The sequence below is a fragment of the Longimicrobium sp. genome, assembly GCA_036389795.1.
In the GTDB taxonomy this organism is placed as follows: Bacteria; Gemmatimonadota; Gemmatimonadetes; order Longimicrobiales; family Longimicrobiaceae; genus Longimicrobium.
Genome location: DASVWD010000121.1, coordinates 1 through 14869 on the forward strand (window position 1 = coordinate 1; position 14869 = coordinate 14869).

General features: G+C 73.0%; 14 protein-coding genes. 6 read left to right on the forward strand and 8 right to left on the reverse strand.

What is annotated here, in order from left to right:
• Positions 1-70: 70 nt before the first annotated feature.
• Together VF746_16405 and VF746_16410 are read right to left on the reverse strand one after the other, a co-directional pair.
• Positions 71-607 carry a CD225/dispanin family protein gene (locus tag VF746_16405; GenBank protein HEX8694006.1) on the reverse strand — a complete coding sequence of 179 codons (537 nt, stop codon included), beginning with the start codon at positions 605-607 and terminating at the stop codon, positions 71-73.
• Positions 608-839: 232 nt separating this feature from the next.
• Positions 840-2198: an FAD-dependent oxidoreductase gene (locus VF746_16410; GenBank protein HEX8694007.1), complete on the reverse strand. Its 1359-nt coding sequence runs from the start codon at positions 2196-2198 to the stop codon at positions 840-842.
• 643 nt (positions 2199-2841) lie between these two features.
• Here VF746_16410 and VF746_16415 point away from each other — a divergent pair.
• The 5 genes from VF746_16415 to VF746_16435 all read left to right on the forward strand — a co-directional run bounded on the left by VF746_16415 (position 2842) and on the right by VF746_16435 (position 5553).
• Entirely contained in the window at positions 2842-3390 is a 549-nt protein-coding gene (locus VF746_16415; GenBank protein HEX8694008.1) for an RNA polymerase sigma factor, read from the forward strand.
• On the forward strand, positions 3383-3733 hold the full coding sequence (locus VF746_16420; protein HEX8694009.1) for a hypothetical protein: 351 nt from the start codon (positions 3383-3385) through the stop codon (positions 3731-3733). Before VF746_16415 ends, VF746_16420 begins: the two co-directional genes overlap by 8 nt.
• A 110-nt stretch (positions 3734-3843) precedes the next feature.
• Entirely contained in the window at positions 3844-4296 is a 453-nt protein-coding gene (locus tag VF746_16425) for a hypothetical protein (protein HEX8694010.1), read from the forward strand.
• Between the two features lie 63 nt (positions 4297-4359).
• Positions 4360-4791: a DoxX family protein gene (locus VF746_16430; GenBank protein HEX8694011.1), complete on the forward strand. Its 432-nt coding sequence runs from the start codon at positions 4360-4362 to the stop codon at positions 4789-4791.
• Positions 4792-4935: 144 nt separating this feature from the next.
• Positions 4936-5553, forward strand: coding sequence for a thioredoxin family protein (locus tag VF746_16435; GenBank protein ID HEX8694012.1), 618 nt, complete (start codon positions 4936-4938; stop codon positions 5551-5553).
• 84 nt (positions 5554-5637) lie between these two features.
• On the opposite strand, the gene VF746_16440 is transcribed toward VF746_16435, so the two are convergent.
• From VF746_16440 to VF746_16465, 6 genes are all read right to left on the reverse strand, one after another.
• The gene (locus tag VF746_16440; GenBank protein HEX8694013.1) at positions 5638-6078 is read right to left on the reverse strand and encodes a DoxX family membrane protein; all 441 of its coding nucleotides are present in this window, start codon (positions 6076-6078) and stop codon (positions 5638-5640) included.
• 115 nt (positions 6079-6193) lie between these two features.
• The gene (locus VF746_16445; protein HEX8694014.1) at positions 6194-6457 is read right to left on the reverse strand and encodes a UBP-type zinc finger domain-containing protein; all 264 of its coding nucleotides are present in this window, start codon (positions 6455-6457) and stop codon (positions 6194-6196) included.
• Positions 6458-6635: 178 nt separating this feature from the next.
• The gene (locus VF746_16450; protein ID HEX8694015.1) at positions 6636-7454 is read right to left on the reverse strand and encodes a PDDEXK nuclease domain-containing protein; all 819 of its coding nucleotides are present in this window, start codon (positions 7452-7454) and stop codon (positions 6636-6638) included.
• A gap of 516 nt (positions 7455-7970) precedes the next feature.
• A complete protein-coding gene (locus VF746_16455) occupies positions 7971-10604 on the reverse strand; it encodes a zinc-dependent metalloprotease (protein HEX8694016.1) in 2634 nt (877 codons plus the stop codon).
• A 332-nt stretch (positions 10605-10936) separates the two neighbouring features.
• The gene (locus tag VF746_16460) at positions 10937-13603 is read right to left on the reverse strand and encodes an ABC transporter permease (GenBank protein ID HEX8694017.1); all 2667 of its coding nucleotides are present in this window, start codon (positions 13601-13603) and stop codon (positions 10937-10939) included.
• 1 nt (position 13604) lies between these two features.
• On the reverse strand, positions 13605-13949 hold the full coding sequence (locus tag VF746_16465) for a PadR family transcriptional regulator (protein ID HEX8694018.1): 345 nt from the start codon (positions 13947-13949) through the stop codon (positions 13605-13607).
• A 371-nt stretch (positions 13950-14320) separates the two neighbouring features.
• On the opposite strand from VF746_16465, the gene VF746_16470 reads away from it, so the two are divergent.
• On the forward strand, positions 14321-14869 hold the full coding sequence (locus VF746_16470) for a DUF6036 family nucleotidyltransferase (protein ID HEX8694019.1): 549 nt from the start codon (positions 14321-14323) through the stop codon (positions 14867-14869).

Genomic DNA, 14869 nt, shown 5'->3' on the forward strand with positions numbered 1-14869 from the left:
AGGCCCCAGAGCACCCGCGGCGAGACCGCGGGCGCCCGGAGCGGCCGCGGCTGGGCGGCGGCCGTCGGCATCAGTAGTTCGTGGCCCCCGACTCGGCGGCCGACATCCCGATGATCGCCAGGATCCAGGCGCCCCACAGCACCCAGAGGAGGATCTGGGCGACGATGCCCGCGCCCACCGAGATCCAGCACCACTTCTTGGCCTCGGCCGAGGCCGCCCACGCGCCGGCGATGTCGCCCTGGTCGCGCCGGGAGTTCACCTGGCTCGACTTGATGATGGCGACGATGCCGGTGGGCAGGCAGCAGCACAGCGTCACCAGGATCGCCTGCACCAGGTAGTTGGGGATGTTCGGCGCGCCGCCGTAGCCCCCCGGCCCGCCGGGCCCGCCCGGGCCGCCGGCGTACTGGCCTCCGGGGCCGCCCGCGTAGGCGCCTCCGCCGGGACCGCCCGCGTAAGGGCCGCCCGCCGCGCCGGCACCGGCCGCACCGGCGCCGCCGGCCGCGCCCCGCGGGGCCTCGCGCGCGGGGTTCGGGCGCCCGCAGTTGGGGCAGTTGGCGAGGGAGTCGTCGTACTGGTTGCCGCAATCGGGGCAGGTGATCAGGGCCATGGGCGGTGGTGCTCCGGAAGGGGAAGTGGACCCGCGCCCGGGAAGGACGCGGCGGGATCGGGCTCGGGTGTCGGTGGACCGGCGATTCGGACCGGCGGAAGTTCGGCAGGCGGTGGAAGATGCGCGCAAACGTCCGTTTGCGCAAGAACTGCGGTGCTAAAAACCCGCCTCGGCGTGTCGAACGGCGGGCGGCCGGGGCGGAGGCGCCGCGCCCGACGCTCGGCCCGGGGCGTCAGCGCGCGGCGGCGGCGAGCGGCGCCGGGCGCGGGGCCGGCGCGGCGTCGAGCCCCCTCGCCAGCTCGCGGCAGAGGCGCTTGAGTCCCTTGAGGTAGCTCCAGTGCTCCACCTCCAGGTAGTGGCGGGTGGACTCCTTGTAGCGGATCCCGTGGCCCAGGTCCTCGTCCACGCTCCTCCGCCTGGCGCGGAACGCCTCGGCGGCGGGGGTGCCCCGGCGCGCGGCGTCCAGGAAGAGCGCCACGGCCCGCGTCTGCCAGTGCACCAGCCCGAACTGGCCGCTGTCGGGCTGGATGAGCCCCGCCACGAACAGCGTGTCGAGCTCCGGGTGGAAGACGTTGCGGAAGAGGCGCGGCCGCCCGTCCCGCCAGTTGAGCCAGGCGCGGTCGATGAACGGGAAGTCGATGTGGTACCCGGTCGCGAAGACGACCAGGTCGACCTCCTCGGCCGTCCCGTCCGCGAAGCGCACCGTCTTTCCCTCGAACGCGGCGACGTCGGGCCTGGGGACGACGCCGCCGTGCTGCACGTAGTACGGCAGCAGCGAGTTGACGATCGGGTGCGTCTCGAAGAGGCGGTGGTCGGGCCTGGGCAGGCCGTTCTTCCCCGGCGGCCCGAAGAGCAGCCGCGCCGTCACCGCGCCGATCGCGCGGCGCACGGAGATGGGGACGCGCAGCTTCAGCAGCACGTCGCCCACCTGGTCGGCGGGCCTGCCCAGCACGTACTTGGGCATGTACCAGTAGCCGCGGCGGGTGCTGTGGAATGCCCGGACAGCGTGCTGCGCCGCCTCCACCGCGATGTCGCACCCGCTGTTGCCGCCGCCCACCACCAGCACGCGCTTCCCTTCGAACACGTCGGGCGTGCGGTACTCGGCCGAGTGCAGCGTCTCGCCCGCGAAGGCGCCGGGGTAGCCGGGGACCTTCGGCGACCAGTTGTGCCCGTTCGCGATCACCACCGCGCCGTAGCGCCGCGTCTCGCCGGTCCCCAGCGCCACCTCCCACGCGCGCCCGCCGTCCACCGGCTCCATGCGCTGCACCGGGGTGCGGTACTCGATGCGCTCCGCCACCCCGAAGCGCTCCGCGTAGGCGCGCAGGTACTCCAGCACCTGCGCGTGGTGCGGGTAGTCGGGGAAGTGGGCGGGCATGGGGAAGTCGGGGAACTGCGTGAACGGCTTCGACGAGATCATGTGCGTCGAGCGGTACACGCGCGCGAACGGCTTCCCGTAGTTCCAGTTGCCGCCCAGGTCGTCCTCGCGCTCCAGCACGTCGGCCGTGAAGCCGCGCTCGGCCAGGTTGCGGGCGGCCGCCAGCCCGGAGCTCCCCGCCCCCACCACGCACACCCGGTCGGTCCGGTCGGTCACGGCCATCGGAAGACAACTCGCAGGGCGGAGGAGACCGAAGAGAGGGGGACGACGGACGGAGTTTCGCGGGTGCGCCGCGGGGGGTCAAGACGGGCGCCCTCGTCCGCCGCCCTGGAGCGACGAGCTCTCTCCCAGCTTCGGGGAGAGGTGGATTTACGCCTCTGGTGCGGATGTCTGGTCTCGCGCGGAAGCGCGCGCAGGGGCGAGGCATGCCTCGACCGGCGGATGCAGGCCCGTGCGTGGCAGGCGGCCTCTTGCGCCGATGCTGTCGATGCTCGGACTCGCATGCTCGCCCCTACGGGACCCCGGGCGCTTCGCGCGACGAACCCGCGTGAGGGATGCGCGCCCGACAGGGCCGGGACCGCGGCGGCAGGGCAGTTTCGGCCGACGCGGGCCCGGCGCCGTTGGGCACGGTCGTATCGTGCCCTACGGCGCGCGCAGCCCGGCCCGGAGCGCAGCGGAGGGACACGCCCGAAACCGCTGTTTCGTAGCCCGGTGGTTCCGGGCGGCCGAAAGGAAGGGGCGTGGACCAGCCGGTTCGACGTGTGTAACTTACCCGTCGCAGGCGCGGCCGGACTCGTGCACGAGGGCGCGTCGGAAGGGCCCCAACGCTCCCGCGGGGCCCGGTGTCATTGAGCGAGCCATGGCCGACGAAGACGTCCTGCTGGTGGAGCGCGCGCTGGAGGGAGACGCCGGCGCGATCGAGAAGCTCGTCCGGCTCCACCTGGGCGCGGCCTACGCCGTGGCGCTCGGCGTCACCGGCGACCCCGACGACGCCCAGGACGTGGTGCAGGACGCCTTCGCCAACGTGCTGGGGCGCCTGCACGAGTGCCGCAACCCCGCCACCTTCTCCGGCTGGCTCATCCAGATCGTGCGCAACACCGCGCGCAATCGCGTGCGCTACCGCCGGGTGCGCGCGGCGGCGCCGCTGGACGAGGCGCGGGAGGCGCGCACTGGCGACGACCCCTCGAAGGACGCCGAGCGCGAGGAGCTGCGCCGCCGCCTGCTGGGCGCCATGCCCGAGCTGACCCCGGTGCAGCGCGAGGTGCTGCTGCTGCACGACCTGGAGGGGTGGAAGCACCGCGAGATCGCCGAGGCGCTCGAGATCCCCGACGGGACCGTGCGCTACCACCTGTTCCAGGCCCGGCGCCGCCTGAGAAAAGCCCTGGGAATGCTGGTGACCGATGATTGACGAGCTCCATCCGGACCGCATCGACCTCTCCCCCCTGGACCCGCGGCACGACCGCGAGCGCTGGGAGGCGATGGTGGCGCGCATCGTGGCGCGCGCCGCCTCGCCCCGGAGCGCCTGGGCGGTGCTGGCCGGCTGGCGGCGCCCGGCGCTGGCCGCGGCCGCGCTGGTGGCGGCGGTGTCGGCGGGGCTGATGTGGTGGGACGGGCGCGTGGCCGAGGGCACGCAGCCCGCGCAGACGGTGGCCGAGTCCCTGGACGTGCCGCGGCCGGTGTCGGACTGGATCGTGGAGGGCCGCGACCCGGCCCGCGGCGACCTGTACGTGGCGGTGGACGAGCTGCCGTAGGAAAGTGCGAAGTGCGAAGTGCTGAGTGCGAAGTGCTCTGATCCACGGAGCCCAGGATCGTCGAGTTCCACGGCGCGTAACGGACACGTACTTCAGCAAGCGAGAGATACATGGTGATCACGCCGTCTTCGTCGCGGACCCGGCTGCTGGGGCTGGCGCTCCTGGCCGCGGTGTTCGTGGCCGGCGGGCTGGCGGGCGCGGCCTTCCACAGCGTGGCCGAGGCGCGCCCGGCGGCCGGCGCCCAGGCCGCGAAGGAGTGCGACGGCCCGCGCGGCAAGCGCGACCGCATCATCGACCAGGTGAACCCCACCCCCGAGCAGCGCGCGCGGATCGACGCCATCATGGAGCGCCGCCACGCGCAGATGGACGCCTTCTGGAACGGCGAGGGACGCCGCATGAAGGCGATCGTCGACTCCACGCGCGAAGAGGTCCGCGCCGTGCTCACCCCCGAGCAGCGGGCCGAGTACGACCGCCTGCGGGCCGAGCACCGCGCCCGCCGCGAGCGGGAGCGCGAGAGCGGCGGCCCCGGTGGAGCGCCCCCGGCCGCGCCGTCGCGCCCATAGCTTGCATCGCGTCGGGCGAGGGGATCCGAGACTCGACTGGACCGGAGAGGGGAGGAGGGGACGATGAGGTTCTTCATGAGCCGCTTCGAGGAGGTGACGCTCGCCCTGCTGCGCGTGGTGGCGGGCCTCCTGTTCTGGCAGCACGGCGCGCAGAAGCTGCTGGGGATGTTCGGCGGCGTGGACGGGCAGGGCGCCACCCCGCCGCTGATGTCGCAGTTCGGGCTCGCGGGGGTGCTGGAGTTCGTGGGCGGCATCCTGATCGCGCTGGGGCTCTTCACCCGCCCCGTGGCCTTCATCCTGGCGGGGGAGATGGCGGTGGCCTACTTCCAGGTCCACGCGCCCAACGGCTTCTGGCCGATCGTGAACAAGGGCGAGCTGGCGGTGCTCTACTGCTTCCTCTTCCTCTACCTCTCCGCCCGCGGCGCCGGCCGCTACAGCCTGGACGCGGCGCTCTTCCGCCGCACCCCCGCCGACCGCCCGGTGGCGACGTCGTAACACTGAAGTGCCCGGTCCCGAGTGCCCAGTGCCCAGTATCTCTCTTCGGGCGCTGGGCACTGTCGTTGGAGCCTTGTCAGTGGACGCCGAGCGCTCGATTCTCCACATGTCCGAGATCCCGCCCTTCGACCCGCCGACTGTTTCATGGACACCACCGCCGGCGCCACCCCCGCTCCCGACACCTCCGCGCACGCCCCCGCCCCCGGCGCCGACCCCGCGCTGCTGCAGGCGAAGTGGGGCCAGGCGCTCACGTTCGAGCAGTTCCTCGGCGTGGCGAAGGAGCTGGCCGAGCTCTGGCCCAAGCTGTACGGGCGCGCCTCCGTCGCCCCCGAGTGGGCGGAGCGCGCCCGCGCCTTCCCCGCGCCGCTCAGGCTGCTCATCCTCAGCGAGGACTGGTGCGGCGACTCGGTCAACACCGTCCCCCTCCTCCAGCGCCTGGCTGAAGGATCGGGCGGGAAGCTGGAGCTGCGGCTGCTGGCGCGCGACGAGAACCTCGACCTGATGGACGCGCACCTGACCGGCGCCTCGCGCTCGATCCCGGCGGTCATCGTGCTCGACTCCGCCTTCCGCGAGCTGGGGTGGTGGGGCCCCCGCCCCGCGCCGCTGCAGCGCTGGGTGCTGGAGACGGGCCTGGCGCTGCCGAAGGAGGAGCGCTACCGCGAGGTGCGCACCTGGTACGTCCGCGACCGCGGCGCCACCACCCTGGCCGACGTCGTCCCCATGCTGGAGCGCCTGTCCGCGGAGGCGGCGTCGCACGGTTGAGCCGGTCCCAGGAACTGCGTCATCCAAAAGACGAGCGGGGCGCGCCAGGTGGAGCGCCCCGCTCGATCTTTCATCGGTCGTGAATCACCCGGCCAGGACGGCGGGACGGGTGGGCTCGGGGTGCCGGCGCCGGTCGAGCGCGTAGACGTCTTCCTCGCGGAAGGCCCACAGGAGCAGGGAGGCGGGGAAGATCACGATCGAGGAGAAGAAGACCAGGTTCGCGTCCTCGAAGACGATCGCCAGCGGATCGACCACCGACTTCCAGACGGCGAGCAGGGTGAAGGCGGTGACCGCCAGCAGGAACGGGTACGCCACCTTCCGCGCCAGACCCAGCACCACCAGCGCACCCGCGAGCACCTGGACCGCCCCGAACGCGCGCAGCAGCACGGGCGCCGAGAACATCCCCAGGTAGAAGTGCTCGGAGACGAGCAGCCCATGCTCCGTGTTCACCAGCTTGTCGAGCCCCCACACGACCAGGAAGAGCCCGAGCGAGACCCGCAGCAGCAACAAGCTCCACGTCTTCATCGCCACCCGCCTCCTGATCCGGTGAAACGCCCGCGCACCCGTTCGGAGGAGTCAATCCGGCGGCCGGTCGCCGGGTTCCCGAGTGCAGACGGGTGCGCACTCGCGCACCACGCCGTCAGACGTCCACCTCCACCTCGTCCACGTAGCACCAGCTCCAGTCCTCCCCCGGCTCGGCGGACCTGACGATCGGGTGGCGGGTGGCGTGGAAGTGCCTGGTGGCGTGCTTGTTCGGCGAGCTGTCGCAGCAGCCCACGTGGCCGCAGGTGCGGCACATCCGCAGGTGCACCCACCAGCTCCCCGTCTTCAGGCACTCCTCGCACCCTTCGCTGTCGGGGCGCACGTCCTGGATCATGTCGGTGTGGGTGCAGGCGCTCGCCATCGGGACCTCGGTGCGGGAGTACGGAAGTACGGAAGTACGGAAGTACGGAAGTACGCGGAGACATGCTCGCCAAACTATCGCCCGTACCCCCCGCGAGCCACCTCGCCGGCCTTGATCCGCCCCCGTGAAGCGATCACCCTTCGGCGTCCTGCCGGGAATCGTGCAGCAACCTGCTGCACTATTTCCCCCGGGAACGCCGCCCGCTCCCATTTGTGCAAGCGCCGCTTGCACGATTGCGCTCCCGAGACGCCGGGACCTCCGCGTGTTCCGCTCGTCCGTGGTCGGTGGCGGCCGCCTGGGCGGGGAGGCCGGGAGTGCCGGGAAGGGCGGCACCAAGTGCGTCGTGGAGCATCTGCTTCAGCTCGAAGGTGGTGACGCCGATCGGCCTGGCGGAGCCGCGCAGCGCGTACTCCACGACCACCTCGTTGCGGCCCTTGCAGAGGATGATCCCCAGGCTCGGCCCGTCGTCCGGGTGCCGGAGCAGGTCGTCCACGGCGGCGAGGTAGAAGTTCATCTTCCCCGCGAACTCCGGCTCGAAGTCGCCCACCTTCAGCTCGACCACCACGTAGCAGCGCAGCCGCAGGTGGTAGAAGAGCAGGTCCAGGAAGAACTCCCTCCCGCCCACCTCCAGCCGGTGCTGGCTCCCCACGAACGAGAACCCCACCCCCAGCTCCAGCAGGAAGTCGCGGATGTGCGTGGTGAGCGCGCGCTCCAGGTCGCGCTCGTGGCACTTCTCCGCGAGCGTCAGGAAGTCGAAGGTGTAGGGGTCCTTCAGCAGCTCGCGCGCGAGGTCCGACTGCGCCGGCGGCAGCGTGCGCTCGAAGTTGGTCGCCGCCCGCCCCTGGCGGTGGACCAGCCCGCTCGCGATCTGCGCCGCCAGCACGTTGCGCGACCACCCGTGCTCGATGGCGCGGCGGGAGTACCACTCGCGCTCCGCGGGCTCCCTCACCCGGTCGAGCAGCACGAGGTGGGTGCCCCCATGGAATTTGTGCAGCAACTTGCTGCACAAATTCAAGCTCGGGGTACGCCTCGGCCAACTTGCGCATGTACTTGAGGTTGCGCGGCGAGAACCCACGCTCGCCCGGGAAGGCGGCGCGCAGGTCGGCCGCCAGCCGGTCGATCACCCGCGCGCCCCAGCCCTGCCTCTCCTGCCGCGCCAGGATGTCGCGGCCGATCTCCCAGTAGAGCAGCACCAGCTCCCGGTTCACGGCCGCCGCCGCGCGCACGCGGGCGGCGTGGATGCGCTGCTTCAGCTCCTGCACGAACTCGGCGTAGTCGGTCGGCAGCGGGATCAGGGTGTGGGTCATTGGATTGGCGACGGGGGAGTGGGAGCGAGGCGGGAGAAATGGACGTGCCGCACAACCTAGCACCCCGTCCCGGATCTGAAAAGACCTTTCATTGCGGCATCTATTTCTCTACAGCCCAAAGAGAGCGGAATCCATACCCGAAGAACCGCGGCCCCACGGAAATCCCGTGGGGCCGCGGTTCTCGTCACCGGCCTGGGAGCGACCGCCTACTTCGCCTCCAGTCCCCGCTCGATCAGGAAGCGCAGGCTGGCGGCGTGGGCCGCGGTGGCCGCGTCGGCGCCCGCGCGGCCGGCGGCGAGCCGCTCGATCCGGCGCAGGTTGGTGAGGGCGGCCGAGCGCGAGGGGGCGTCGTAGCCCGGCGCGTCGGTGGCGATGCGCAGCAGGCGCTGCACGTAGGCCACCTGCAGGTTCTGCCGGAAGGTGTTCACGCTGCCGCGCTGGTCGTCCGCGAACACCGCGTCCGTCAGGTCGCCCACCACCTCGACCACCGGGTAGTCGTTGCCGTACAGCCGGCTGTCGCTGATCCGCTTCAGCACCACCGGGTGCAGCAGGTGCTCCAGGACCTGCTGCTGCACGTTCAGCACGCGGTCGTGCACCTTCGGGTCCTCCGTGGCCGGCAGGTGGTCGAAGCCGCGGCGCTGCATCTGGAGGTGCGCGTACAGCTCGGCGGGGGCGCTGAACGCGCCGGGGCCGAAGACGTGCTCGCGCAGCACCGCCATCGCCCGCCGCTGCTCGGCGCCCGGCACGGGGCGGAAGGGGCGCGTGGCCCCGGGCTGCCCCGCCACCGCGCGGTCCACGTACACGCCGCCCACGTGGCGCGAGACCACCGCGGCCGCGTTCGCCTGCTCGGCGGTGAGCACCAGGTACGCGTTGCGCAGCTCGTGGTACGAGGCGCCCGGCGTGGTGTAGCGGCGCAGCACGTCCTTCGTCACCCGGTCCACCAGCGCCATCCGCTCCTCGGCGTAGCCGATGGGATCGCTCGTGAGGTCGAAGAGCATCACGCGCGGGTCGATCGCCTTCCCCGGCGCCCGCATGTCGTCGGCGTCGTTGCCGAAGGCCAGCCCCGGCTCGGCGGAGCGCGCCAGGTGCGTGGAGCGGCGGCCGGCGTCGCGCATCTCGTCGGCGTAGCCGTACTGGATCGCCCACACGTCGTACGGGCCCACGCTGGTGGTGTACACCTGCGCGCGCGGCTGGCCGGGGCCGCTCACGTTCACGGCCGGGTAGTCCATCACCGACCCGTACAGCCCCGTGCGGGCGGTGAGGGCGGCGTCGCGCACCTGGTCGGGGCTCAGCATGGTGCTGGCCTTCATGTTGTGCATCAGCCCCAGCGTGTGCCCCACCTCGTGCAGCACCAGGTAGTGCAGCGCCTCGCGCAGCCGGCTGGTCACCTCCACCTCGTCGGCCCCGAAGGCCCGGAGCGCCTCGGCGGCGAAGAGCGTGGAGGCGTGGAGCTGCTCGCCCAGCATGCACGCCTGCGGGTCGATCTCGCCGTCGCCCCCGGCGAAGCTCGGGAGCGCGGCCTCGGCGAAGAGGCGGTCGTGGCGCAGGCGGTTGGAGACGAAGCCGAACTCCAGCATGATGTCGGCGCCCAGGATCTCGCCCGTGCGCGGGTTCACGAAGCTGGGCCCGTACCCCGAGAACGGCGGCGCGGGCGACGAGGTCCAGCGGATCACGTTGTAGCGGATGTCGCCGGCGTCCCAGTCGGCGTCGTCGGGCTGCACGTTCACCACCACGGCGTTGCGGAAGCCGGCGGCCTCGAACGCCCGGTTCCACACCAGCGCGGCCTGGCGCACCGTCTCGCGCAGCTCCACGGGCGTGGTGTTCTCGATCCAGAACACGATCGGCTGCACCGGCTCCGACACCGCGGCCGTGGGGTCCTTCTTCACCAGCCGCCAGCGGCTGATCGGGTCGCGGTACGGGGTGGCGCTGGTGGAGGTGAGGTCGGTCACCCGGGTGGTGAAGAAGCCCACGCGCGGGTCCTCGAAGCGCGGCTCGAAGCCGTCCTCGGGCGCCTCGATCAGCGAGTGCCGCACGCGGATGGTCACGTTGCGCGGGTCGGCCACGCCGGGGTCGCCGCCGGCCACCGGGGCCGGGTTCTCGTAGACGTAGTCGACCACCACGTCGGTGTTCTTCGGGTAGTTGTGCACCGCCGCCACGCGCGTCTTGGCCTTGCTGAGCTGGCCCAGGGCGAAGGCGGGCTGGGGCGGCGGCGGGCCCGGGACGGGCGAGGGCTTCACCTGGGTGAGCGCCTCGGTGAGGAAGAGGTCGTCCGCCTTGATCAGGTACTCGCCCTTCGCGGGGTCGCGCGCCACGATCTCCTGCACGGCCAGCACGGCGGGGGAGATGTTGGCCTCGGCCGCGCGGGCCAGCGCGTGCTCGGGGGCGAAGTGGAAGGCGGTGTTCTCGCGCACGAACTCGATGCGGTTGTGCGCGCGGCGGACGCGGAAGATCTGGTTGCCGCGGTACTGCCCGCGGAAGTGCCCGCCCGAGACCACCCCGTCGGCGGTGTGGTTGAAGTAGATGAACTCGCGGCCGAGCTGGGGCTCGCGCACCACCAGGTGCAGGGCGCCCGTGGTGGTGTCCTGATAGAGCGGGAAGAGCCCGTCGATGCGGCGGCTCCCCGCCGTCACCTCGGCGATCGTCTTCTGCCGGGCGGCGGCGCCGCCGCCCGGCGCGGGGGCGGACGCCTGCGCGGCGCCGGGTGCTCCGGCGGGGGCGGCCGCCGCCGGGGGGCCGCCGCGGGTCGCGGGAGCGGGGGAGGCCGGCGGCGTGCGGGTGCACGCGGACGCGAGCAGGGCCGGCGCGGCGACGGCCGCGAGCCAGCGGTGTAGCCTGGACATGATTTCCTCCGGAAACGCGGGAGATGGGTGGGCGGGGCGGAGAAACGGACGGTGCGAAAGATGGGAGCGCTCCGGACAGCCTGGAAGCGAAGTGGGACGAAGCGCGTGACCGGTCCGCGGATGGAGCCTTTTTCGGGACGGGCGCACCGCCGGGCGTGACGAACTCGAGCGAGATCGGGTAATCCGTCCGGGAGATTTTGATCAGAGGACAACCAACAGCCTGGCCTCACGCAGAGAAAGCAGAGGTAGCAGAGGAAACCCGAGCAAGTGATGAGTTCTCTGATACCTGTGCAGACTCTGCGTGAGGCCCGCCATTTTCCGGAATCACCGGGCTACTCGCCCCGGAGCGCCGCCGCCGGGTCCACCTCCGCCGCGCGGCGGGCCGGGAGGTACGCGCCCAGCGCGGCCACGCCGAGGAGGAGCAGGGCGATCTGCCCGAGCACGGCGGGGTCGGTGGGGGAGACGTGGTAGAGGAGCCCCGCCAGGAAGCGGGTGAGCAGGAGCGAGCCGACCAGTCCCAGCGCCACGCCCGAGACGCCGAGGAAGAGCCCCTGCCGCACCACGCCCAGCACGATGTCGCGCGAGCGCGCTCCCAGCGCCATGCGGATGCCGAACTCGCGGGTGCGCTGGCTGGTGGCGAAGGCGACCAGCCCGTAGATCCCCACCGCCGAGAGCACCAGCGCCGCCGCCGAGAACGCGCCCAGCAGCAGCAGCTGGAAGCGCCGCTCGGCCAGCGTTTCGGCCACCATCGCGCGCACGGTGCCGGCGTGGTAGATCGGCTGCAGGGGGTCCACCTCCCAGATGCGCCCGCGCAGCGCGGGGAGGAGCGAGGCCGCGTCGCCCCTCGTGCGCACCACGAAGGTCAGGCTCCCCAGCCCCGACTGGGCGAAGGGGACGAACAGCTCCGGCCGGGGGTCGCTGTCCAGCGCCGTGGGCCGCACGTCGGCCACCACGCCCACGACCAGGCGCTCCAGGGGCGGGCCCATCACCCCCACCGTCACCCGCTGCCCCACGGGATCCTCGCCGGGAAAGAAGCGCCGCGCCAGCGTCTCGTTCACCAGCGCCACCGGCGCGCTCCCCTCGCGGTCCGCGGCGGCGAAGGGGCGCCCCCGCACCAGCGGGATCCCCATCACCCCGAAGTACTCCGGCGAGGCGACCGTGGTGAAGACCCGCGCCTCCCCGTCCGGCGAGGCGGGGCGGCCGCGCACCCGCAGGTCGCCCTCGGCGGCGATCTGGTGCGGGTGGAAGGGGAGCGCCGAGACGATGCCGACGCCGTCTACGCCGGGAGCCGCCTCCAGCCGCGCCGCCATCTCCAGCGCGCGGCGGACGCGCTGCTCGGGGGTGGGGTTGCGGTCCCAGAGGAAGACCTGCACCGCCGCGCGGCGCTCCACCGCGAAGCCGGGGCGGTTCTCCAGCAGCCGCGCGAAGCTCCGCGCCAGGAGCCCCGCGCCCACCAGCAGCACCATCGCCAGCGCCACCTCGGCCACCACCAGCGCGTCGCGCGCCCGGCCCTGCCCGCGCCCGGGCGTCGTCGTGCGCCCGGAGGCGCCCAGGAGCGGCCGGGGGGCGGCGCGGGAGAGGCGCAGCGCCGGCCCTACGCCGAACAGGAGCGCCGTGGCCAGGGTGATCCCGAGCGAGAGCGCCGCCACCCGCGCGTCCAGCGCCACCGCGTCCAGCCGCGGCAGCTCCGCCGGGCCCAGCGCCGCCAGCAGCCGCAGGGCAAAGTGGGCCACCGCCAGCCCCGCCGCCCCGCCCAGCACCGCCAGCAGGAGCGCCTCGGCCAGGAGCTGCCGCAGGAGGCGGGAGCGCCCCGCCCCCAGCGCCGCCCGCACCCCCAGCTCGTGCCGCCGCTCGGCGCCGCGGGCCAGGAGCAGCCCGGCCACGTTGGCGCAGGCGATCAGCAGCAGGCACCCCACCGCGCCCAAGAGCAGCAGCAGCGCCGGCCGGGCCGCGCCGAAGATCGCCTCCTCGAGCGGGACCACCGCCGCGCCGGTCTTCGCGTTGGTGCGCGGGTAGTCGCGCGCCAGTGCGGCCGCCACCCGGGCCAGGTCCGCCCGCGCCTCCTCCACGCTCACCCCCGGCCGCAGGCGCGCCACCGCCGTCATGTAGCTGGAGCGCCGGTCCTCGGGCTCGTCGTCGCGGAACACCTTGGGCGCCCACAGGTCGCGCCGCTCCGGGTACTCCAGCGACGGGGGGAGCACCCCCAGCACGGTCGCGGGCCTGCCGTCCAGCTCGATCCGGCCGCCCACCAGCGCGGGGTCGGACCCGTAGCGCCGGCTCCAGAGCGCGTGCGAGAGGAGCACCACCGGCTCGGCGCCGGGATGGAAGTCGCGCGGCCGGAAGCCGCTCCCCAGCAGCGGGCGCACGCCCAGCGCGGGGAGGAAGCCTTCCGTCACCCGCCACGCGGGCAGCGTCTCCGGCGGCCCGCCGCCGCCCGTGAGGTCGAACCCCGACGGCTCCGCCAGCCCCAGCGCCGCGAAGCTGCGGCTGCGCCCGGCCCACTCCACGAAGTTCCCCGGCGACACCTCCTGCCGCTGGTCGCCGCGCTCCCGATCCGTCTCCCACAGGGTGACCACGCGCTCCGGGTCGCGGTAGGGGAGCGGCCGCAGCAGCACGTGGTCGGCCACCCCCACGATCGCCGTGGCCGCGCCGATCCCCAGCGCCAGCGTGAGCACGGCCCCCGCGGCGAAGACCGGGCGGCGCCGGAGCAGCCGCGTCCCGTGCGCCGCGTCCTGCCAGGCCTCGCGCAGCCACTCGCGCCGGCCCCGCGTGCGCTCCGCCCGCAGGTCCGTGGCAGCCAGGGCGCGCCGCGCCGCCGCCACGTCGCCGAACTCGGCGCGGGCCCGGGCGCGCGCCGCCGCGGGGTCCACCCCCCGGCGCGCCAGCTCCTCGGCGCGCATCTGCAGGTGGAAGGCGATCTCCTCGTCCACCTCGCGCTCGATCTCGCCGCGGTCGCGCCAGGGGAGGCGGAAGCCGCGGCCGCGCTTCGGGGCAGTCATCTCAGGCCTCCCCCGGCATGGGCTCCAGCACCTGGAAGACGGCCTGCGCGTAGCGCCGCCAGGTGGCCGCCTCGCGCCCGAGCTGCTGGCGGCCCGCCTGCGTGAGCGCGTAGTAGCGGGCCCGGCGGTTGTTCTCCGACGTTCGCCACTCCGCCTCGACCCACCCCTTCCCCTCCATCCGGCGCAGCGCCTGGTAGAGCGCCGCGTCCTGCACCGTGAGCGCCTCGTCGGTGCGCTCGCGCAGCCACTGCGTGACCCCGTAGCCGTGCATCGGCGTCCAGGCCAGCGCGCGCAGGATCAGCAGGTCCAGCGTGCCCTGCAGCAGGTTGAGCGGTTCCGTCGCCATGCGTCTCCCCCTATTCTCTTCACCTTAGCAAGTGTGGGTAAGGTGCGCGGGTGGAGGCCGGGAAGTCAAGAGAGTTCGTATGCGCTCCGGAACGCGGAGCCACGAACCGCAACTGCGACAACGGGTTTGGGCGTGTCCCTCCGCTGCGCTCCGGGCCGGGCTGCGCGCGCGGTAGGGCACGGTACAACTGTGCCCAACCGCGCCGGGCCACCGCCGCCACGATACCCCTGTGGCGGCGGCGTCCCGGCCCTCCGGGCGCGCATCCCTCACGCGGGTCGTGGCGCGGCTGACATCCCGTGCGGCTTTCCGTGGCTTCGGTGCCCATCCATTATCAATGGCAGCACCTCTGTCTCAGATGCGGGAGCCGCACCATGCCAGATGCGTTCGGGAAGGAGGAGATCCTTGGGTTGCTGGAAGAACTGGGGCACTTCGTCCGCGGACCGGCGACTCTCGTCCTCGCCGGCAGCGCTGCCCTGATCCTCCGGGACCAGCTGAACCGCGCGACCGTGGACATTGACGTGATCGAGTCCCGCCCAGACCTCGGGCAGCTTCAGGAGGCGATCCGGGGAGTGGAGCGTAGCGCCGGAGCACCTGCGGGATGGGTGAGCTCCAGCATACAGTCGTACATCGACGTCCTGCCTCCGGACTACCGACGCCGGGTGGAGGCGTTGGGCACCTTCGGAGCCGTCCGCGTGGAGTTGGTCGGGCGGCTCGACCTCATCGTGATGAAGCTGTGGGGCGGCACCAGACGGGCGCGTGACCTGCAGGATCTGCACATCCTTGCTCCGTCCTTTCAGGAACTGGATTTTGCGTCGGGGCAGGTCGAACGCCTGAGATCGATCGACGCAGCACGGGCGGAACGGATGGAAAAGCTGATTCAGCACTTCCGGGGTGATGCCCCGCCGCCCGGGGACCGGTGA

Bases quoted from the DNA above. Each gene is read 5' to 3' on its own strand.
- VF746_16405 (HEX8694006.1), bottom strand. From the start codon at position 607: ATGGCCCTGATCACCTGCCCCGATTGCGGCAACCAGTACGACGACTCC.
- VF746_16415 (HEX8694008.1), top strand. From the start codon at position 2,842: ATGGCCGACGAAGACGTCCTGCTGGTGGAGCGCGCGCTGGAGGGAGAC.
- VF746_16420 (HEX8694009.1), top strand. From the start codon at position 3,383: ATGATTGACGAGCTCCATCCGGACCGCATCGACCTCTCCCCCCTGGAC.
- VF746_16425 (HEX8694010.1), top strand. From the start codon at position 3,844: ATGGTGATCACGCCGTCTTCGTCGCGGACCCGGCTGCTGGGGCTGGCG.
- VF746_16430 (HEX8694011.1), top strand. From the start codon at position 4,360: ATGAGGTTCTTCATGAGCCGCTTCGAGGAGGTGACGCTCGCCCTGCTG.
- VF746_16435 (HEX8694012.1), top strand. From the start codon at position 4,936: ATGGACACCACCGCCGGCGCCACCCCCGCTCCCGACACCTCCGCGCAC.
- VF746_16440 (HEX8694013.1), bottom strand. From the start codon at position 6,078: ATGAAGACGTGGAGCTTGTTGCTGCTGCGGGTCTCGCTCGGGCTCTTC.
- VF746_16445 (HEX8694014.1), bottom strand. From the start codon at position 6,457: ATGGCGAGCGCCTGCACCCACACCGACATGATCCAGGACGTGCGCCCC.
- VF746_16455 (HEX8694016.1), bottom strand. From the start codon at position 10,604: ATGTCCAGGCTACACCGCTGGCTCGCGGCCGTCGCCGCGCCGGCCCTG.
- VF746_16460 (HEX8694017.1), bottom strand. From the start codon at position 13,603: ATGACTGCCCCGAAGCGCGGCCGCGGCTTCCGCCTCCCCTGGCGCGAC.
- VF746_16465 (HEX8694018.1), bottom strand. From the start codon at position 13,949: ATGGCGACGGAACCGCTCAACCTGCTGCAGGGCACGCTGGACCTGCTG.
- VF746_16470 (HEX8694019.1), top strand. From the start codon at position 14,321: ATGCCAGATGCGTTCGGGAAGGAGGAGATCCTTGGGTTGCTGGAAGAA.